This is a genomic window from Nocardia sp. NBC_01327, from assembly GCF_035958815.1.
GTDB lineage: Bacteria > Actinomycetota > Actinomycetes > Mycobacteriales > Mycobacteriaceae > Nocardia.
The window spans coordinates 840,217-859,089 of record NZ_CP108383.1; the positions used below are offsets into that span (position 1 = coordinate 840,217).

The 18,873-nt window shown below is 68.2% G+C and carries 11 protein-coding genes; 9 read left to right on the plus strand and 2 right to left on the minus strand.

Annotation, left to right across the window (positions count from 1 at the left end; genetic code table 11):
- Positions 1-161 precede the first annotated feature (161 nt).
- The 6 genes from OG326_RS03690 (at position 162) to OG326_RS03715 (ending at position 12,834) form a co-directional block, all read left to right on the plus strand.
- Entirely contained in the window at positions 162-3,716 is a 3,555-nt protein-coding gene (locus OG326_RS03690; protein WP_442791000.1) for a transglutaminase family protein, read from the plus strand.
- 23 nt (positions 3,717-3,739) lie between these two features.
- On the plus strand, positions 3,740-6,838 hold the full coding sequence (locus OG326_RS03695) for a circularly permuted type 2 ATP-grasp protein (RefSeq protein ID WP_327143217.1): 3,099 nt from the start codon (positions 3,740-3,742) through the stop codon (positions 6,836-6,838).
- Entirely contained in the window at positions 6,835-7,716 is an 882-nt protein-coding gene (locus OG326_RS03700; protein ID WP_327143218.1) for a transglutaminase family protein, read from the plus strand. The genes OG326_RS03695 and OG326_RS03700 overlap by 4 nt, the downstream gene beginning before the upstream one ends.
- A 3-nt stretch (positions 7,717-7,719) precedes the next feature.
- On the plus strand, positions 7,720-8,766 hold the full coding sequence (locus tag OG326_RS03705; RefSeq protein WP_327143219.1) for a zinc-binding metallopeptidase family protein: 1,047 nt from the start codon (positions 7,720-7,722) through the stop codon (positions 8,764-8,766).
- 175 nt (positions 8,767-8,941) lie between these two features.
- Positions 8,942-10,744 (plus strand): 2-isopropylmalate synthase, encoded by a 1,803-nt coding sequence (leuA, locus tag OG326_RS03710; RefSeq protein ID WP_327143220.1) that lies wholly within the window; start codon positions 8,942-8,944, stop codon positions 10,742-10,744.
- A 257-nt stretch (positions 10,745-11,001) separates the two neighbouring features.
- A complete protein-coding gene (locus tag OG326_RS03715; protein WP_327143221.1) occupies positions 11,002-12,834 on the plus strand; it encodes a nucleotide-binding protein in 1,833 nt (610 codons plus the stop codon).
- 246 nt (positions 12,835-13,080) lie between these two features.
- On the opposite strand, the gene OG326_RS03720 is transcribed toward OG326_RS03715, so the two are convergent.
- Both OG326_RS03720 and OG326_RS03725 read right to left on the minus strand, forming a co-directional pair.
- Positions 13,081-14,070 (minus strand): LLM class F420-dependent oxidoreductase, encoded by a 990-nt coding sequence (locus tag OG326_RS03720; RefSeq protein ID WP_327143222.1) that lies wholly within the window; start codon positions 14,068-14,070, stop codon positions 13,081-13,083.
- A 153-nt stretch (positions 14,071-14,223) separates the two neighbouring features.
- A complete protein-coding gene (locus OG326_RS03725) occupies positions 14,224-15,135 on the minus strand; it encodes a LysR family transcriptional regulator (protein ID WP_327146357.1) in 912 nt (303 codons plus the stop codon).
- A 195-nt stretch (positions 15,136-15,330) separates the two neighbouring features.
- Here OG326_RS03725 and OG326_RS03730 point away from each other — a divergent pair, with 195 nt between their 5' ends.
- The 3 genes from OG326_RS03730 (at position 15,331) to OG326_RS03740 (ending at position 18,845) form a co-directional block, all read left to right on the plus strand.
- Positions 15,331-16,287: an EamA family transporter gene (locus OG326_RS03730; RefSeq protein WP_327143223.1), complete on the plus strand. Its 957-nt coding sequence runs from the start codon at positions 15,331-15,333 to the stop codon at positions 16,285-16,287.
- 114 nt (positions 16,288-16,401) lie between these two features.
- Entirely contained in the window at positions 16,402-18,168 is a 1,767-nt protein-coding gene (locus OG326_RS03735) for a hydroxysqualene dehydroxylase (RefSeq protein WP_327143224.1), read from the plus strand.
- A 56-nt stretch (positions 18,169-18,224) separates the two neighbouring features.
- A complete protein-coding gene (locus OG326_RS03740) occupies positions 18,225-18,845 on the plus strand; it encodes a pyridoxamine 5'-phosphate oxidase family protein (RefSeq protein WP_327143225.1) in 621 nt (206 codons plus the stop codon).
- Positions 18,846-18,873 lie beyond the last annotated feature (28 nt).

Below are 18,873 nucleotides of genomic sequence, written 5' to 3' on the forward strand. Positions count from 1 at the left end.
GCCTTGTCGCCGATATGGCGGCGATCAATCCGTTCGACTTCTTCATCGAGGAGTACGCCGAGCACTTCCCGTTCACCTACGCACCGGAGCTGGCCGCCGATCTGGAGCCGTACCTGCGGCCGGTGGACGAGCATCGAATCGGTTCCGGGCCGGGCGAATCGGTGCGCGACTGGGTGCGCCGGAACACACCGCGCGATCGGCCGCGCACCATCGAATTCCTGATCGCCCTGAATCAGGCGCTGCGCCAGGACGTCGACTACACCATCCGGCTGGAACCGGGCGTGCAGACGCCCGATCACACACTGCGCGCCGCGCTCGGCTCGTGCCGGGATTCGGCATGGCTGCTGGTGTCCATCCTGCGTGAGTTCGGGCTGGCCGCTCGCTTCGTCTCGGGCTATCTCATCCAACTGGCACAGGATGTTCCGTCGCTGGACGGGCCTTCGGGACCGCTCGCCGATTTCACCGATCTGCACGCCTGGACCGAGGTGTATCTGCCCGGTGCGGGCTGGATCGGATTGGACCCCACCTCGGGTCTGTTCGCGGGAGAGGGTCATATCCCGCTCGCCGCGACGCCGCATCCGGTGTCCTCCGCGCCGATCACCGGCGCCACCGATCCGGTCAATGCCACGCTCGATTTCTCCAATACCGTGCGGCGGATACACGAGGATCCGCGAGTCACGCTGCCCTACAGCGATATCCAGTGGAATCGCATCACCGCGACCGGCGCGGCCATCGATTCGCGCACCAAGGCGGCCGGGATCGGACTCACCATCGGCGGTGAGCCCACCTTCGTCTCCATCGACGATCAGACCGGTGCGGAATGGACCACCGAGGCGGACGGCCCGCACAAGAGGCAGCGCGCCGCCGACCTCGCCCAGCGCCTGCGCCGCATCTACGCCCCGCGCGGCCTGGTGCAGTACCGCCAGGGCAAGTGGTATCCGGGAGAACCCCTGCCGCGCTGGGAAATCGCCACCCTTTGGCGCGCCGACGGCGAAGCCCTCTGGCTCAACCCCGATCTCCTCGCCGACCCCTGGCTCCCCACCGCCGCCCCGCCGAAGGCCGTGCCGCTAGGCCGGCCCCCCGCCGCGCTCCAGGACTTTGACCGCGGGCGGCCGGACGATACCGGCGGAGAGCAGCGCAAAGACGTTGGCGGCGAACGGTATGAGAGCGCAGGCCATCAGCAACCGGTGGACGCGGAGGGCGAACGAGCCGAAGGCGGCGAGCAGCGCAGCGATACCGGCGGCGAACTGGACAACAGCGGGCAGCGCGGCGATATCGGTGGTGAGCTGGACAACAGCGGGCAGCGCGGCGATATCGGTGGTGAGCTGGACAACAGCGGGCAGCGCGGCGATATCGGTGGTGAACTAGACAACAGCGAGCAGCGTGGCGATATCGGTGGTGAGCAGAGCGGGGACGTCAGTGAGCCGGGTGACGGACAGCCAGTGGTCGGTGCGAGCCGCGAAAGTTCTTCGAATGCGGCGCATTCCGCTTCGACGGTGAGTCAGCAGCAGCGGGCCAGTGCTGCGGTCGGGGAGGATGCTGCGGTTTCCGGGCTGCCGTGGCAGGCGGATGCGGCTGCGGCGCGTCTGCTGTTGAGTGAGGTGGCGGACGGACTGGGGTTGCCGCATACGCAGATTCGGCCCGCGTTCGAGGATCCGCTGCTGCGGATGGCGGCGAAAGCGCGTGCGCCGGAGGGGGAACCGGTCGAGTCGGGCGAGGATCTCGCGCCGGAGCAGGATTCGGTGCAGGCGCGCAAGGAGTTGCTGGCCCGGCTCGATGCCGCGGTCACCGAGCCCGTCGCCTATGTGCTGCCGCTGTATCGGCGGGCGGACGAATCCGGGTGGGCGAGTTCGGATTGGCGGCTGCGGCGCGGCCGAATCATGTTGACGGAGGGCGATTCTCCGGCCGGACTGCGATTGCCGCTCAATGCCATCTCCTGGCATGAGCCGCCGATTCCGTTCGAGGCGGACCCGGTGGCGCCGCGTCCGCAGCCGTTCGCCGCGTACGAACCGCCCGCCGTGATCGAACCCGCCGATCGCGCGCCGATCACCGCGCTGGTGGTCGAGGTGCGGGACGGCCGACTGTGCGTATTCCTGCCGCCCGTCGAGGAATTGGAAGCCTTCTTCGATCTGGTGTGCCGGGTGGAGGCGGCCGTGGTCGCGGTGGGTCAGCCGATCGTGCTGGAAGGGTATGCGCCGCCGGTCGATACCCGCCTGCACAGCCTGTCGATCACTCCGGATCCGGGCGTGATCGAGGTGAACATCCAGCCGACCGCCAGCTTCGCCGAGCAGTCCCGGCTGCTCGAAACCCTGTACGAACAGGCCAGATTGGCGCGACTGAGCACCGAGACCTTCGATATCGACGGTACGCACGGCGGTACCGGCGGCGGCAATCACATCACGCTGGGCGGTCGCACCCCGGCGCAGTCACCGCTGCTGCGCCGGCCCGATCTGCTGGTCTCCATGCTCACCTACTGGCAGCGGCACCCGGCGCTGTCCTACCTGTTCTCCGGCCGCTTCATCGGCCCGACCTCGCAGGCGCCGCGCGCGGATGAATCGCGCCCGGACTCCCTCTACGACCTCGAAATAGCGTTCGCGGAGATCGCCCGACTGTCTCGGCAGAACGTGGCTGGAAGCGGTTCGGCCACGGCGGGGTTCGGCTCCGACACCGGCGGCTCGGGGGTGGGCGCGCACGGCTCGACCGCGGGCGGGCGCGGCTCGGGCGGCGCCGGTGAAAGCGCCGCTGCCCCATGGATGGTGGATCGCGCCCTGCGGCATCTGCTGACCGATCTCACCGGCAATACGCACCGTGCCGAATTCTGTATCGACAAGCTGTACAGCCCGGACTCCGCGCGCGGGCGGCTCGGGCTGGTGGAGCTGCGCGGTTTCGAGATGCCGCCGCACTTCCGCATGGCCATGGTGCAGTCGCTGCTGGTGCGGGCGCTGGTGCTGCGGTTCTGGGAGCGGCCGTATACCGCGCCGCTGCTGCGGCACGGTTCGAATCTGCACGGCCGATATCTGCTGCCGCACTTCCTGATCGCCGATATGTCCGAGGTCGCGGCCGATCTGCGCGCGCACGGTATCGATTTCGATATCAGCTGGCTGGATCCGTTCACCGAATTCCGTTTCCCGCGCATAGGCACGGTGGTACACGGGGGTATGGAGCTCGAACTGCGCGGCGCCATCGAACCGTGGAACACGCTCGGGGAGCAGACCACGCTCTCCGGCACCGCTCGCTATGTGGATTCCTCGGTGGAGCGCCTGCAACTGCGGGTCGTCGGCGGCGATCGCGGCCGATACCTGGTCACCTGCAATGGTTTTCCGGTGCCGCTGCTGGCCACCGACAAGGCGGATGTGCAGGTGGCAGGCGTGCGCTTCCGGGCATGGCAGCCGCCGAACTCGCTGCACCCCTCGATCACGGTGGACGCGCCGCTGGTCTTCGATGTGATCGATCTGGAGGCGGGCGTATCGCTGGGCGGGTGCACCTATCACGTGTCGCATCCCGGCGGCATGTTCTATCCGTCGCCTCCGGTGAATGCGATGGTGGCGCAGTCTCGGCGCAATCGTCGTTTCGAACCGAACGGCCACACTCCCGGCCCGGTCGATATCGCGGATCTGCGCGCCACATCGGCCATCCAGGCCACCGATGTCGGTGCGCCTGGGATCCTCGATCTACGCCGGGCGCGCACGGTGTGGGGCATGACCGGCGACCGGTAGGCACACCCTGGGAAGTGGTAGCGGTGACAGTGTTCGACACGACGCCACCCGGTGACGCCACGGCCGGCGGGCCCCACGGCTGGGGCGCCCCGGCCGGTGCGGGACTGGCTGGCGAGTATGCGAAATACCGTGCGGCAGCGGCCGATACCGGAGCTTTCGATGCCTGCGGGCTGCCCACCGACGGCTACTACGACGAACTGGTGAACGGCGGCGGGCGGTTGCGCCCCATCTGGTCGGAACTCTCCACCGACTTCCTGGAACAGGGTCGCGACGGGCTGCACGCACTCGATTCCCGGGTGCGGCGGCTGATCGAGGACGACGGCATCACCTACACCGAGCTCGGCGCCACCGCGAACGAGCCTGCCGCACCGCGCGTCTGGCGGCTCGATCCGATTCCGCTGCTGCTGTCCGCCGAGGACTGGACCACGCTGGAGGCGGGCGTGGCACAGCGCTCGCGACTGCTGGATGCCGTGCTGACCGATGTGTACGGGCCGCGCCGCACGCTCACCGCGGGACTGCTCCCACCGCAGGTGGTATTCGGGTGCGGCGGTTATATGCGTGCCGCGCACGGGATTTCGCTGCCCGGACGACATCAGCTGTTCCTGCACGCCTGCGATATCAGCCGCTGGGGCGATGGGCGGTTCCGGGTGCTGTCGGACTGGGCGCAGGCGCCGTCCGGCGCGGGTTATGCGATCGCGGATCGGCGCGTGGTGGCCTCGGCCATTCCGGAGGCCTTCGAACTGGCCAGCCCGCTGCCGATCACGCCGTTCGTGCGCGCCATGCGGCTCATGCTCGTGGAGGCCGCGCCGCACGCTGCCGACGAGGAACCCGTTGTGGTGGTGCTGAGCCCCGGGCCGCAGTCCGAAACCGCCTTCGATCAGGCATATCTCGCGTCGGTACTGGGCTTCCCGCTGGTGGAGAACGCCGATCTGGTGGTGCGCGACGGACGCCTGTGGATGCGTTCGCTCGGCACGCTCAGACAGGTCGATGTGGTGCTGCGCCGGGTGGACGCCGAATTCTCCGATCCGCTGGATCTGCGGCCGGATTCGCGCCTGGGCGTGGTGGGTCTGGTGGAGGTGCTGCGCCGGGGCGCGGTCACGGTGGTGAATACGCTCGGCAGCGGACTGCTGGAGAGTCCCGCCCTCGCCGCATTCCTGCCGCAGCTCTCGCGTGCGCTGCTGGATGAGGAGCTGAAGCTCCCGAGTGTCGAAACCTACTGGGGTGGAGACGATTCCGCGCGCTCACAGCTCATTGCCCAATTGCCGCGCCTGATCCTGCGCTCCACCGTCGACGGCACCACGGTATTCGGCCACCTGCTCACGGCGGCGCAGCGCGCCGAATGGAGAGCCCGCATCAACGCCGAAGGCTGGAAATGGGTCGGCCGCGAGCCCGCACGCTTCTCGGTGGCCCCGGCTGTCTCCGGTTCCGGGGATCTGCACGCGGCCCCCGTCGCCGTCCGGCTCTTCTCCCTGGCAGGCCGTGTCGGATACCGCGTCATGGCAGGCGGACTCGGCCAACTGCATCAGCGCACCGGACCCGACGGCATGATCGGCGAAGCGGCCGCCAAGGACATCTGGGTCCGCGCCCTGCCCGCCGACGTCCCCGCCGTCGAGGTCCCGGAGGAGCGCGAACGCCGTGCCCCCGCCGCCCCCGCCCTGGACGTCATCAGCTCTCCCCGCGTGCTCAACGACCTCTTCTGGATGGGCCGCTACAGCGAACGCGCCGAGTCCACCGTCCGCCTCCTCAGCGCCACCCACGACCGCTACCAGGACTACCGCTACCGCCCCTGGATGGAAGGCGCCGAAGCCATGCCCATCCTGGTAGCCGCCCTCGGCCACATGACCGGCACCACCCCACCTCTCCCCAGAACCTCCGCCGCCCAGCGGTATTCGAGCGCCGATGACCCGGACTCGGCTGCGCGGCAAACGGATTCGCCGCAGCAAGACGCCACCGGTCAATCCCCACCCGCCGGCGTGCAGCCGGATACTGCGCCCGTCGTAAGGGGACAGCACCAAGGCCCAGCCGGGCAATCGCAGACCTCCGGTGCACAGCGGCAGAGTCCGGGCGGGCAATCGCAAGGCTCCGGCGGACAGTCACAAGGTTCGGGCGGGCAGTCGCAGAGCTCCGGTGGGCAGTCGCAGGGTGCAGGCGGGCAGTCGCAAGGCTCCGGTGGGCAGTCGCAGGGGGCAGGTGGGCAATCGCAAGGTGTGAGTGGGCACCTGCCCCCTGCGGGTGGGCGGCAGCAGGGCTCGGGTGGGTTGCGGCCGGGGCGGCGGGAGTACTCCGATCAGCCGACTATGCCTATTGCGTTGCCGGGGGCTTCGCGGCGGGATCATGCGTATCTGGTGTCGCTGACGGTGGATCGGGAGTTGTCGGGGTCGCTGGCCTATGCGGTGGAGCGGTACGGGCAGGCGGCGCGGGCGGTGCGCGATCAGCTTTCGCCGGATACCTGGATGGTGCTCGGGTCGGTGGATCGGGCGCTGTCGGAATACCGTGGGGCGCGGGGGGATCGGGGAGCGGCGCTGTCGGCGGTGCATTCGCGGGCGCTGGCGGCGCTGCTGTCGCTGTCGGGCATCGACGCGGAATCGACTGTGCGCGATACCGGCTGGCATGTGATGGATATCGGCCGGCGGATCGAACGGGGACTCGCGCTGTCGTCGCTGCTCGCGGCGGCGCTCACCGACAGCTATCCGGAGCCGATCGGCCGGGTGGTGGTCGACGCGGTGCTGCAGGCGACCGTGTCCGCGGTGAGTTATCGTCGCCGCCACCGTGATTCGGTGCGGTTGTCCGCCGTCGCGGGATTGCTGCTGTTCGATTCGAGCAATCCGCGCTCACTGGCCTATCAGCTCGAGCGTCTGGAAGCCGATTTCCTGGCGCTGCCCGCGGCCTCCGGATCCTCACGCCCGCAACGCCTGTTGACCGATGCTCAGCGCATGCTGCGCCGCATCGACCCGGCCGATCTGGAGATCGCCGACGCCACCGGCTGCTACACCGAACTCGCCGAACTGCTCGACGGCGTGCACCTGCGACTGCGCAAGATCTCCGAATCCTTCGAGACCACAAGGCTTTCGGTGCCACGTGAAACACAACCGCTGTGGGGCACCACCCGGGTGGTGGGGTGAGGGTGCGCCGCTATCGGGTACTGCATCGCACGACCTACGTGTACTCCGACGTGGTCTCCAGTTCGTACGGCCGCGCCTATCTGACGCCCCGCGAATTCCCTGGTCAGCGCCTGCTTTCGCACGATGTCCGGATCGATCCGGTGCCGTCGGACCGTTCGGTCGGCGCGGATGTGTACGGCAATACCACCCTGTATTTCCATGTCACCGCCGAACATCGCCGCCTGGAGGTGACCGGTGAATCGATGGTGGAGGTGACCGGCCGGCTCCCCCCGCCGGACTCCGAACCGTGGGAGCACGCCCGCCCCGGCATCGAAAACGGCCCGCTCGGTGTGGAATTCACGATGGATCTGAATCCGCCGGAAATCAATCCGGATATCGCGGCCTATGCCGCCGAATCGTTTCCGCCGGGCCGCCCGCTGCTCGCGGCGGTCACCGAGCTGACCGCGCGGATCTACACCGACTTCACCTACAAATCCGGTTCCACCACCGTGAGCACCCGCGTCGCCGACGTCTTCCTCGCCCGCAAGGGCGTCTGCCAGGATTTCGCGCGCCTCGGCATTGCCTGCCTGCGCTCCCAGGGCCTGGCCGCCCGCTATGTCTCCGGCTATCTCGCCACCAACCCGCCACCCGGCAAGCCCCGCCTGATCGGCGCCGACGCCACGCACGCCTGGGCGACGGTCTGGCTGCCCGGCGGTTCCGGCGACGGCCACTGGATCGATTTCGACCCCACCAACAATAAATTCGCCGATGAACGCTACGTGACCCTGGCCTGGGGCCGCGACTACGCAGACGTGCCGCCGGTGCGCGGCATCATCTACACCGACGCGAAGGAGAGCACCATCACCGTGTCCGTCGACGTCGCTCCAGTCGAGGTGTGAGCAATGCGTGATTTCAACTGCCCCCGATGCGGCCAGCGCCTGGCCTTCGAGAACTCGCTGTGCCTGAGTTGCGGCAGCCCACTGGGTTTCAGTCTGGCCGAGCGAACGCTACTGGTGCTGGCCCGCGAAGCAGCCTCGGGGAACGGAGGCGTCAACTCTCCGAGCGCCGATGGCACCGTGGACGCGAGCGAATTCCGGCTGTGCTCCAACCAGCATGTCGCGCAATGCAATTGGCTGGTCAAGGCAGGTCCCGGCACAGTGCTGTGCGAATCCTGCCGCCTGACCCGCACCCGCCCCGCCGACCAGGACGACAAATGGCTGGCGGCCTTCGCCGAGGCCGAGACCGCCAAGCGCCGCCTGGTCCTGGAACTCACCGAACTCGGCCTGCCCATTGTGGACCGGGTCGCCGATCCGGAATTCGGCCTCGCCTTCGACCTGCTGGCCAGTGCCGAGGAACCGGTCATGACCGGCCACGACAACGGCGTCATCACCCTCGATCTGGCGGAGAGCGACGATGTGCACCGCGAGCAGCTCCGCATCGAGATGGACGAGCCGTACCGCACCCTGCTCGGCCACTTCCGCCACGAGATCGGTCACTACTACTTCCCGGTCCTGGTCTCGGACGCCGATCTGGATCGCGCCCGCGCCCTGTTCGGCGATCCCTTCGCCGACTATCAGGAGGCCCTGGACCGGCACTACTCCGAGGGTCCGCCGCGCGGCTGGGAGTCCAGTCACGTCTCCTCCTACGCCACCATGCATCCCGCCGAGGACTGGGCCGAGACCTTCGCCCACTACCTGCACATCCGGGACACCCTGGATACCGCGGCGGCCTTCGGTTTCGCTCCGGCGGGCGCGACCCTGGACCGCCCGCAGCTCGGTCAGGCCGGTTTCGACCGCATCATCGAACTGTGGCTGCCGCTGACCTGGTCCCTGAATATGGTCAACCGCTCCATGGGACACCCCGATCTGTATCCGTTCGTGCTGGCCGGCCCGGTGCTCGACAAGATGCGATTCATCCATGAACTCTGTGCGCGTCCGGCAGATAGCTAGCCGGGCTTCCGGGCACTCATTGCCGCCCTGTAAACTCGTGATCATCATGCAGCGGGCAAGCCTTCTCCTCGGCCGCCGCGACGGGGTCTGATACGGACCGGCGCCCGTCGCGGGTGCTAGTCGTGCCGGTCTACCCCAAACCTGGGATCCAGCCACACTCTCGGAGATAATCGCCATGTCACCCGCTGATGCTTTCGTTTCCGGCTCTCGCACGATCAATGTGCCGAGCAAGCCAGCTCCTGCCGACCAGCCTGCCTGGAATACGCAGAAGAACTCCTCCATGCCGACCTTCCGGTACCGGCCGTTCGCCGAGGAGGTCGAGCCGATCACGCTGCCCGACCGCACCTGGCCGAACAAGATCATCGACCGCGCGCCGTCCTGGTGTGCCGTGGATCTGCGCGACGGCAATCAGGCGCTGATCGACCCGATGAGCCCGGCCCGCAAGCGCCGCATGTTCGATCTGCTGGTCCGCATGGGCTACAAGGAGATCGAGGTCGGCTTCCCGGCGGCCAGCCAGACCGATTTCGACTTCGTCCGCGAGATCATCGAGGACGGCGCGATTCCGGACGATGTCACCATTCAGGTGCTGACGCAGTCCCGCGCCGAGCTGATCGAGCGCACCTTCGAGGCCTGCAACGGCGCACCGCAGGCCATCGTGCACTTCTACAACTCGACCTCGATCCTGCAGCGCCGCGTGGTCTTCCGCGCGGACCGTGAGGCCGTGAAGAAGATCGCCACCGACGCCGCGTCGCTGTGCCTGGAGATCGAGAAGAAGTACCCGGACACCAACTGGCGCTACGAGTACAGCCCGGAGTCCTACACCGGCACCGAGCTGGATTACGCACTGGACGTGTGTGATTCGGTCTCCGCGATCATCGCGCCGACCCCCGAGAAGCCGCTGATCATCAACTTGCCGGCGACCGTGGAGATGGCGACCCCGAACGTCTACGCCGATTCCATCGAGTGGATGAGCCGCAATCTGGCTCGCCGCGATTCCATCGTGCTGTCGCTGCACCCGCACAATGACCGCGGCACCGCCGTGGCCGCCGCCGAGCTGGGCTACCAGGCCGGGGCGGATCGCATCGAGGGCTGCCTGTTCGGCAATGGTGAGCGCACCGGCAATGTCTGCCTGGTGACGCTGGGGATGAATCTGTTCTCGCGCGGTGTGGATCCGCAGATCGACTTCAGCAATATCGACGAGACCCGCCGCACGGTCGAATACTGCAACCAGCTGCCGGTGGCCGAGCGCCACCCGTACGGCGGTGACCTGGTCTACACCGCGTTCTCCGGATCGCATCAGGACGCCATCAACAAGGGCCTGGACGCCATGAAGTACGCCGCGGACGCCGCGGATTCCGATGTGGCCGATATGACCTGGGCGGTCCCGTACCTGCCCATCGATCCGAAGGACGTCGGCCGCACGTACGAGGCTGTCATCCGGGTGAATTCGCAGTCCGGCAAGGGCGGCGTCGCCTACATCATGAAGACCGATCACGGGCTGGTGCTGCCGCGCCGCCTGCAGATCGAGTTCTCGCAGGCCGTGCAGAAGATCACCGACGGTGAGGGCGGCGAGGTCACCCCGAAGGAGATGTGGGATGTCTTCTCCGAGGAGTACCTGACCCCGATCCTGCCGCTGGAGCGCATCCGCCAGAAGGTCACCGCCTCCGAATTGGATGGCGGCGTCGATCACATCGAGGCCGTGGTCAAGGTGGACGGCGTCGAACAGGCCATCTCCGGCGAGGGCAACGGCCCGCTCGCCTCGTTCGTGGATGCGCTGGCCACCATCGGTTACGACGTGCGCGTACTGGATTACAGCGAGCACGCCATGTCCTCCGGTGACGACGCCCAGGCCGCGGCCTACGTCGAATGCGCCATCGGCGACAAGGTGACGTGGGGCGTGGGCATCGCCACCTCGATCACCACCGCTTCTCTGCGTGCCGTGGTTTCGGCGGTTAACCGCGCAGCCCGAGAGAGCTGACCGGTAGAGCCCGTCGCGGATCGAGGGGGCGGGCTCTTCCTGAATTCTTCGGGAACGTGACAACTGATTTCGTGACCTTCGGGGTAACTCCTGGGGGACGTCTAAGATTGTTTTGGCGCCTAACCGCAGGCACGCGTGCACAACTGGTCACGGCTCTCAGCTGTGCGCTGAAGGTTCGGGGAGGCGGGACAGCTGCTAGCGTTGGGACGCATTAGCGCCGAGCTCTCTGTTCGAGCTGTCGAGCAGATGGGGGACACGTGACCACGAACGATCAGAATTCGAAGTCGAAGCCCGCGCCGGGTACGACGGGGGATGGCGACGACGTCAAGGACGACGCCGCATCCGCCGCGAGTGCGCCGGAGCAGGGTAAGGGCGGGCCGGAGTCCGCGGTCGAGGGTGAGCAGCCGGGGTCGGGGTTCTTCCCGCCGGTTCCCGACTCGATCGAGCAGACCACCGTCTTCCAGGCCGAAGGCGGGCAGTTCGCGCAGCCGTACGGCCAGGGGCAGCCGAACCCATTTGCGCCGCAGGGACCCGGTGACGGGCCGAATCCCTTTGCGCCCGGCGGGTTCCCGCCGGCGGGGCCGTACGGTGCTCCGGGTCCGTTCGCGGGCGGTCCGAACGGACCGTTCGAGGGGCAGGGTCCGTTCGCCGGTCCCGGGCCCAATGGTCCGTACCAGCAGGGGTTCCAGAACTCCGGCAATCACCAGATGCCGGATGCCGGGCAGTTCGCACCGCCGCCGAATCCCGGTGCACCGGGTGCGTTTCCGCCGCCCGAGGGTACCTACGGCGAAGTTCGCGACAACACCCCGTACGGCGAGATCCGGCAGGAAATCGGCAGCGACGGCATGGTTCGCCGAGTGTTTCCCGATCAGCCCGCGCCGCCGGAGCCGGGTGCGCCGGGTCCGGGCGGAGCGCCCGGGCAGTTCGGCGGACCGGGGCAGCCGGGGCAGTTCGCACCGGGCAATGATCAGCCGGGCGGGCCGATCTACAGCTGGTCCCCGCCGCCCGCACAGCAGCAGCCGCCGATGCAGCAGGGCGGACAGCCGCCGATGCCGCCGGGCGGTTATCCGCCGCAGGGCTGGAACGGTCAGCCGCCGCAGGGTTTTCCGATGCAGCAGGGCGGTTTTCAGCAGCCGCCGCCTCCGGGGCATTCGGTCAATGATCTGAACCTGTTGAAGCGGGCCCGCCGGGCGCCGCGCAGCGGGTGGCGCCGGGCCGTGCACAAGGCCTCCGGCGGTGTGATCAACCCGGGTGAGTCGCCCGCGGATGTGGTGCACGCGCAGCTGGTGGATCGGGTCAATCAGCCGGTGCGCGGTGATTACCGCATTGCGATCCTGTCGCTCAAGGGCGGTGTCGGAAAGACCACCACCACAGTCGGTCTCGGCTCCACCTTCGCCTCCGAGCGCGGTGACCGGGTCATTGCCATCGACGCCAACCCGGACCTGGGCACCCTGGCCCACCGGGTGCCGCGGCAGACCCGCTCCACGGTGCGGAACCTGCTGGAGGACAACCACATCTCCCGCTACTCCGATGTGCGCGCCCACACCTCGCAGGCCCCCAGTCGCCTGGAAGTGCTTGCCAGCGAGCAGGATCCGGCGGTGTCGGAGGCGTTCAGCGAGGCCGACTACCGCAAGGCCATCGGCATCCTGCAGCAGTTCTACAACATCATCCTCACCGACTGCGGTACCGGACTGATGCATTCGGCCATGTCGGGCGTGCTCGATATGGCGAGTTCGCTGGTGCTGGTGACCTCGCCGGCCATCGACGGCGCGCGCAGCGCCTCGGCGACCCTGGACTGGCTCGATCACCACGGCTACCACAAGCTGGTGGAACGAACAGTGGTGGTGGTCAACGCTTCTCGCAAGGGTTCCTCGACCGTGGACCTGGACCAGCTCCGCAAGCTCTTCCTGGACCGCACCCGTGCCGTCCAGGTGGTGCCCTTCGACGACCACCTCGCCGAAGGTGCGGAGATCGACCTCGAACTGGTCGGCAAACCCACCCGCCAGGCCCTCCTCGAACTGGCCGCCATGGTCGCCGACGATTTCGGCTACCACGCCAACCGTCAGAGTCAGCCCCCGCACCAGCGCTGACCTCAACCCCCGCAACACAAACCAACGCCCCGCAGCACCGAGCTGCGGGGCGTTGCCTGTTCAGCACGCACCGTCCCATCCCGGCGCATACCCCCGTCATCCCGGCATGCTTTCGGCCGGGATCCACACCCGCAGCTGCCACATCGGTCTGCCGCGCCGGAAATTGCATCGAACAGCCCGTGTCTCGGCCGGACAGTCGCCATCGGGGCTGTGCGCCGGGGGCACGGGCTGTGTGGTCCGGGTGGGTCAGGCGTGGACGAGGGGGGACAGGGCGCGGCCGGCCAGTTCTACGGTGCCGGGCTCGTGACCGCCGGTGACGAGGTTGACGATGAGGCCGTCGATGCCGTGGTCGAGGACTCGGGATTGGAACTGTTCGGCGACCTCGTCGGGGGTGCCGACGAATTGGCGGTCGGCGGGGGACTGGCGCAGGGCCTCGGCGGGCATGGAGGACAGGTCCGCAATGCCTTGGCGGGCAAGGAGATCGGCCTGGGTCTTGCGGGCGCGGTCACCGTCCTCGTCGACGATGACGAAGGCCAGGAAGCTGGTTTCCAGCGTTTTCGGATCGCGGCCGGCCTCGTCGAGGCGGGCGTGCAGGGCCTCGAGCTTGCGGGGGATCTCGGAGGCATTGCAGATGATGTTGAGGTGATCCGCGAAGCGGGCGGCCAGGGCGAAGGTCTTCTTCTCGCCGCCGCCGCCGAGCAGGATCGGCAGATCGTCGCGGACGCGGGGCTCGTTCATCGCGTCTTTGGTGTGGTACCACTTGCCGTCGTAGGTGGACCGCTGACCGCGCAGCATCGGGGTGATGATGTCGAGGGCTTCCTCGAGGCGTTCGAAACGCTCGGTGAAGGTGCCGAATTCGAAGCCGTACGCCTGGTGCTCCAGTTCGAACCAGCCCGCGCCGATGCCGAGCACGGCCCGGCCGCGGCTCACCACGTCCAGGGTGGTGACGGTCTTGGCGGTGAGCGCCGGATTGCGGTAGGTATTGCCGGTCACCAAGGCGGACAGCTGAATTCGCTCGGTGGAGGCCGCCAGGCCGGACAGCGCGGTGTACGCCTCGAGCATGGGCTCGCTGGGCGCGCCGATCAGTGGCAGCTGATAGAAGTGATCCATGACGAAGGCGGCGTCGAATCCCGCGGCCTCCGCCTCGCGCGCCTGCGCGACCACCGCCGGGAACAGGTCGCGCGCCGCCACTCCGTAGCTGAAGTTGGGCATCTGATATCCGAGACGAATGCTCATGCGGTCAACGCTATGACCTGGAGTGCACTCCAAGTCAAGAGCTGCGGCGGTATGGCGCGGCGGGTGGTGCTGCCGCGCGCGGGCGGGTGCCGGAGCTACAGCCGGACTGCGCCGCCGCGGCGGCCTGTCGCAGCGAATGATCCAGTCGCGCAGTTACTTCTGCTGATCGTCCGGCCCCGTGGCCCTGCGGGCGGCGGCCTGGAATGCGGCGAGGACGGTGGCCACCGCGGGACGCTTCTCGGCGTGCGGTCGGGTGGCCAGATCGTAGAGGCGGGCGGCGCGGACCCCGGCCAGGCGGAGCATGACCACGTCCGGGTGGCGTACCGCGTGCCGGGGCATGAGGGCGATGCCGTAGCCCGAGGCGACCAGCGCTTCGATCACGGTGAAGTCGTTGAGCCGCTGGGCAATTCGGGGTTGCACGCCGGTGACGGTGGCAATGGAGCGCAGTACGTCGTCGACCGGGAATCCGCCGCGCACACTCAGCCAGGTCTCGTCGGCGAGTTCGGCGGGCACCACCGCGCCGTGTCCGGCCAGCCGATGATTCGGCCCGACCACCACGTCGATCGGCTCGCGCATGAGCACCCGCGACGCCACCCGCGGCCCGCCGATCGATGCCGCCCGTTCGTCACGATGGGTGAGCACCACGTCGTAATCGGCCAGCAATCGCGGCACTTCGACCGCCGGCACATCCTCGTCCCGAGCCACCATCTCCACTCCGCTGCCCGCCAATTCGGCCAGCACCCGGGGCAGCAACAGCGCAGCCCCCGACGGGAACAGCGCCACCCGCACCTCACCCCGCGGCGACCCGCGATAGGACGCCATCTCCGCCGCCGCCTTGTCCATGGCCGCCAGCACCTCATCGGCCCGCACCACCAGCGCCCGCCCGGCATCGGTCAACCGCACCCGCCGCCCGTCCGGCTCCAGCAGCGCCACCCCCGCCTCCCGCGCCAGCACCTTCAACTGCTGCGACACCGCCGACGGCGTCATCGACAATGCCGCCGCCACCGCCGCCACCGTCCCCCGATCCGCCAACTCCCGCAAAACCCGCAACCGCTCGATCGCCATCCCCGGCCCGCCGCGACTCTGGGCGAGGTCGGGTGGGAGGGCGGCGGTGGATGGTGGGATGCGGCGTGGGGGTGGGACGGTGCGGGGTGGGTGGGGTGTGGGGTCTTCCGGGTGGGGCATAGGTAAGTTTTACTACATTGTTGGTGTGGATATATTCGATTGTTCTTACCTATTGATGGCCTCACTATTCGGGGTATGACCAATCGTGATCGGGTGCTCGGGCTGGGTGTTGTGGTGCTGTGGGGACTGAACTTCCTGGCTATTCGGGTGGGGCTCGACCACTTTCCGCCGTTCTTCTTCGCGGGGTTGCGGTTCGCGGTGATCGCGGTGCCGGTGCTGATTTTCGTGCCGCGGCCGCGGGTGCCGTGGCGGTGGCTGCTGCTCTACGGCGTGGGGTTCGGGATTCTGCAGTTCGCGTTCCTGTTCACGGCCATGCGGGAGGGCATGCCGACCGGGCTGTCGTCGCTGGTGTTGCAGTCCTCGGCGCCGTTCACGGTGCTGCTGGGCGCGGTGTTCCTGCGGGAGCGGCTGCGCGGGATTCAGCTGCTGGGTATCGCGGTCGCCCTGGCGGGGATGGGCGTGATCGGCTGGGACCGGTCGCACCATGCCGCGCTGCTGCCGGTGCTGCTGACCCTGGCGGCCGGGCTGGGCTGGGCATTCGGCAATCTCGGATCACGTTTGGCCGCAGCCGAATCCGCGGGACCGGCGGTGAACCCGCTGCATCTGACCTTGTGGATGGCGGTGGTGCCGCCGCTGCCGATGTTCGCGCTCTCGGCGCTCACCGAGGGACCGACGACCGGCTGGCATGATCTGGCCGCGTCGTTCTCGATGAGCGGCTGGCCCGCCTTCGCCGCACTCGCGTACATCGTGCTGCTCGGCACGATCGCGGGCTCGGGCTTGTGGACGTATCTGATGAGCCGCTACCCGGCGAGCACGGTGGCGCCACTGTCGCTGGGCGTGCCGGTGGTGGGCATCGCGGCCTCCTGGGCGTTCCTGCACGAGACGCCGTCGGCGCTGTCGCTTGTGGGTGCGGCGATAGTCATCGCAGGCGCGTTCACAGCAACCTCGGCCGGGCGTCGAACGGTGTCGACCCCCAGCTCGGAGGCCCGGCCGGCGCCGGTGCAGCCCGCCCCCAGGCTCGTCGAGGCCTAGCGAACGGTCGGCATCCTCGCAAAATCCGCAGACTCCCGGTACGAAAAAACCGACCCTACGGACCCGCTGCCGGTTCCTGCTGCCTAGGATTCCCCCAGGCGTGGGAGGTAGGGAATGGCTGGACAGCGTATGTCCGTCACACGGCGGACGGTGCTGCGTGGCGCGGTCGCGGCCGGTGCGATGGCCGGGGCGGCCGCAACACTGCGCCCCACCGCCGCGGTCGCCGATCCGGGTCGTCGAGTGGTGGTGCTCGGCGGCGGTGTCGCCGGTCTGACCGCCGCGCACGAATTGGCCGAGCGCGGCTTCGACGTGACCGTGTACGAGCGTCGCGCGCTGGGCGGGAAGGCCCGCAGCATCGCGGTGCCCGGCACCGGCAGCGGCGGCCGCCCGGAACTGTGGGGCGAGCACGGCTTCCGCTTCTTCCCCGGTTTCTACAAGCACATTCCCGACACCATGCGGCGAATCCCGTTCGCGGGCAATGCGAACGGGGTGTGGGACAACCTGGTCGCTGCCCCCGAGGCGCGTTTCTCCCGGCAGAACGCCCCGGACACCATCATTCCGATGGGCCGATCCGGGAAACCGTGGGCGACCCCGGACGATTTCCGGGAGACCGTCGGATCGGCCATCAGCACCAGCACCAAGATGACCGATACCGATGCCCTGTACTTCGCCAATCGCCTGCTGGTCTTCAATACCAGCTGCGATGCCCGCCGCTACGGGCAGTGGGACAAGGTGGCGTGGCGCGAATACGTCGGCGCGGGAAGGCGTTCCACCGAATTCCGCATGCTGCTCTCGCGCACCCTGACCACCCTGCTGGTGGCCGCCAAGGATGATCTGGCCAGCACGCTCACCATCGGCAATATGGGTGAGCAGTTCCTCGGCAATCCGCTCGAGGTCGGCAATGACGGCGCGCTGGACCGGCTGCTGAACGGCGCCACCAATGAGGCCTGGATCAATCCCTGGGTGGCGCGGCTGCGCGAGCTGGGCGTGAAGTTCGTCAGCGCCGAGGTGCGCGGCCTCGACGTCGCGGACGGGCGTATCTCCGCCGCCCGGATCGTCGACGCCTCGGGCGCGGCGCAGCAGGTCGAGGCCGACTACTTCGTGACCGCCCTGTCCACCGAGGTGGCCCGCACCCTGTGGACGCCCGAAATCCTCGCGCTGCGACCGGATTTGGCGGGCATGAGCCAGCTCATGGTGGATTGGATGACCGGCATCCAGTTCTTCATGCGCACCCAGACCGATATCGCGCGCGGTCACGTCGCCTATGTGGATTCCCCGTGGTCGCTGACTTCCATTGCGCAGAACCAGTTCTGGAACCGCACCCCGCTGCCCGGCTTCGGCGACGGGACCGTGCAGGACTGCCTGTCGGTCGACATCTCCGACTGGAACACCCCGGGCATGCTGTACGGCAAACCCGCCAAGGAGTGCTCGCCCGACGAGATTTCGCGGGAGGTGTGGGCACAGCTCAAGGCGCATCTCAATGACGAGCACGTGCTGCTGCGCGATGAGGACCTGCACTCCTGGTTCCTGGACACCGGCATCACCTGGGACGCGGCGCAGCATCGCAATGCCAATGCCGATCCGCTGCTGATCAATACCGCCGGATCCTGGGCGCTGCGCCCGGTCTCGCACACCGCCGATCTCGAAAACCTTTTCCTGGCAGGCGATTACGTGCGCACCAATGTGGACCTGGCCACCATGGAGGGCGCCTCGGAGGCGGCGCGGACCGCGGTCAACGCACTGCTGGACGTGAGTGGTTCGAACGCGGCGCGCTGCAAGCTCTTCACGCTGTACCGCGCGACCGAGCTGGAACCGTTCCGGCAGCTGGACATCGGGCGGTACGCGGCGGGGCAGTCGAACCTGTTCGACACACCGCTCTAGCGAGATTCCGCACAAACCACTGGCACCGCACCGTGGTGCGCGCGTTCAATCGAGTCATGAGCGAGATCACCGATCCGGCTGAACTGCGGGAACTGCTGGGCGCGCCGACGCCCCGCGCCATCGCCAAGGAGCGGGTCGCACTGCACCCGCGGGACCGGGAGTGGATCGCGAACTCCCCGTTCGTGGTGCTGTCCACCAGTGACGCGGACGGCAACTGCGACGCCTCGCCCAAGGGTGATCCGGCCGGTTTCGTGCGCGTGCTGGACGATACGACCATCGCCATTCCGGAGCGCCCGGGCAATCGCCGCGCGGACGGCTACCTCAATATTCTGGCGAATCCGCATGTGGGCGTGATCTTCCTGATTCCGGGGCGCGGTGAGACGCTGCGGGTCAACGGCCGCGCGCGCCTGGTGCGCGACGCACCGTATTTCGACGACATGGTGGTGCGCGGGCATCGGCCCATCCTCGCCATCGAGGTGGCGGTCGAGCAGATCTTCCTGCACTGCGCCAAGGCCTTCCTGCGCAGCGGGCTGTGGAAGCCGGAGCAGTGGCCGGCCGACACGCTGCCCACGCAGGCGCGACTGGTCAAGGAATTGCAGCCGGACAGCACCGAGACGCTGGAGCAATTGGAGAAGCACTACTCGCACACGTACGAGGAGTTGCTCTACAAGTCCTGAGCGCGGCACTGCGAGTCCTGAGCGCGGC

Excerpts from the sequence above, each read along its gene's own strand:
- OG326_RS03705 (WP_327143219.1), top strand. The coding sequence starts at position 7,720 with ATGCGTGATTTCAACTGCCCCCGATGCGGCCAGCGCCTGGCCTTCGAG.
- leuA (WP_327143220.1), top strand. The coding sequence starts at position 8,942 with ATGTCACCCGCTGATGCTTTCGTTTCCGGCTCTCGCACGATCAATGTG.
- OG326_RS03720 (WP_327143222.1), bottom strand. The coding sequence starts at position 14,070 with ATGAGCATTCGTCTCGGATATCAGATGCCCAACTTCAGCTACGGAGTG.
- OG326_RS03725 (WP_327146357.1), bottom strand. The coding sequence starts at position 15,135 with ATGGCGATCGAGCGGTTGCGGGTTTTGCGGGAGTTGGCGGATCGGGGG.
- OG326_RS03730 (WP_327143223.1), top strand. The coding sequence starts at position 15,331 with ATGACCAATCGTGATCGGGTGCTCGGGCTGGGTGTTGTGGTGCTGTGG.
- OG326_RS03735 (WP_327143224.1), top strand. The coding sequence starts at position 16,402 with ATGGCTGGACAGCGTATGTCCGTCACACGGCGGACGGTGCTGCGTGGC.
- OG326_RS03740 (WP_327143225.1), top strand. The coding sequence starts at position 18,225 with ATGAGCGAGATCACCGATCCGGCTGAACTGCGGGAACTGCTGGGCGCG.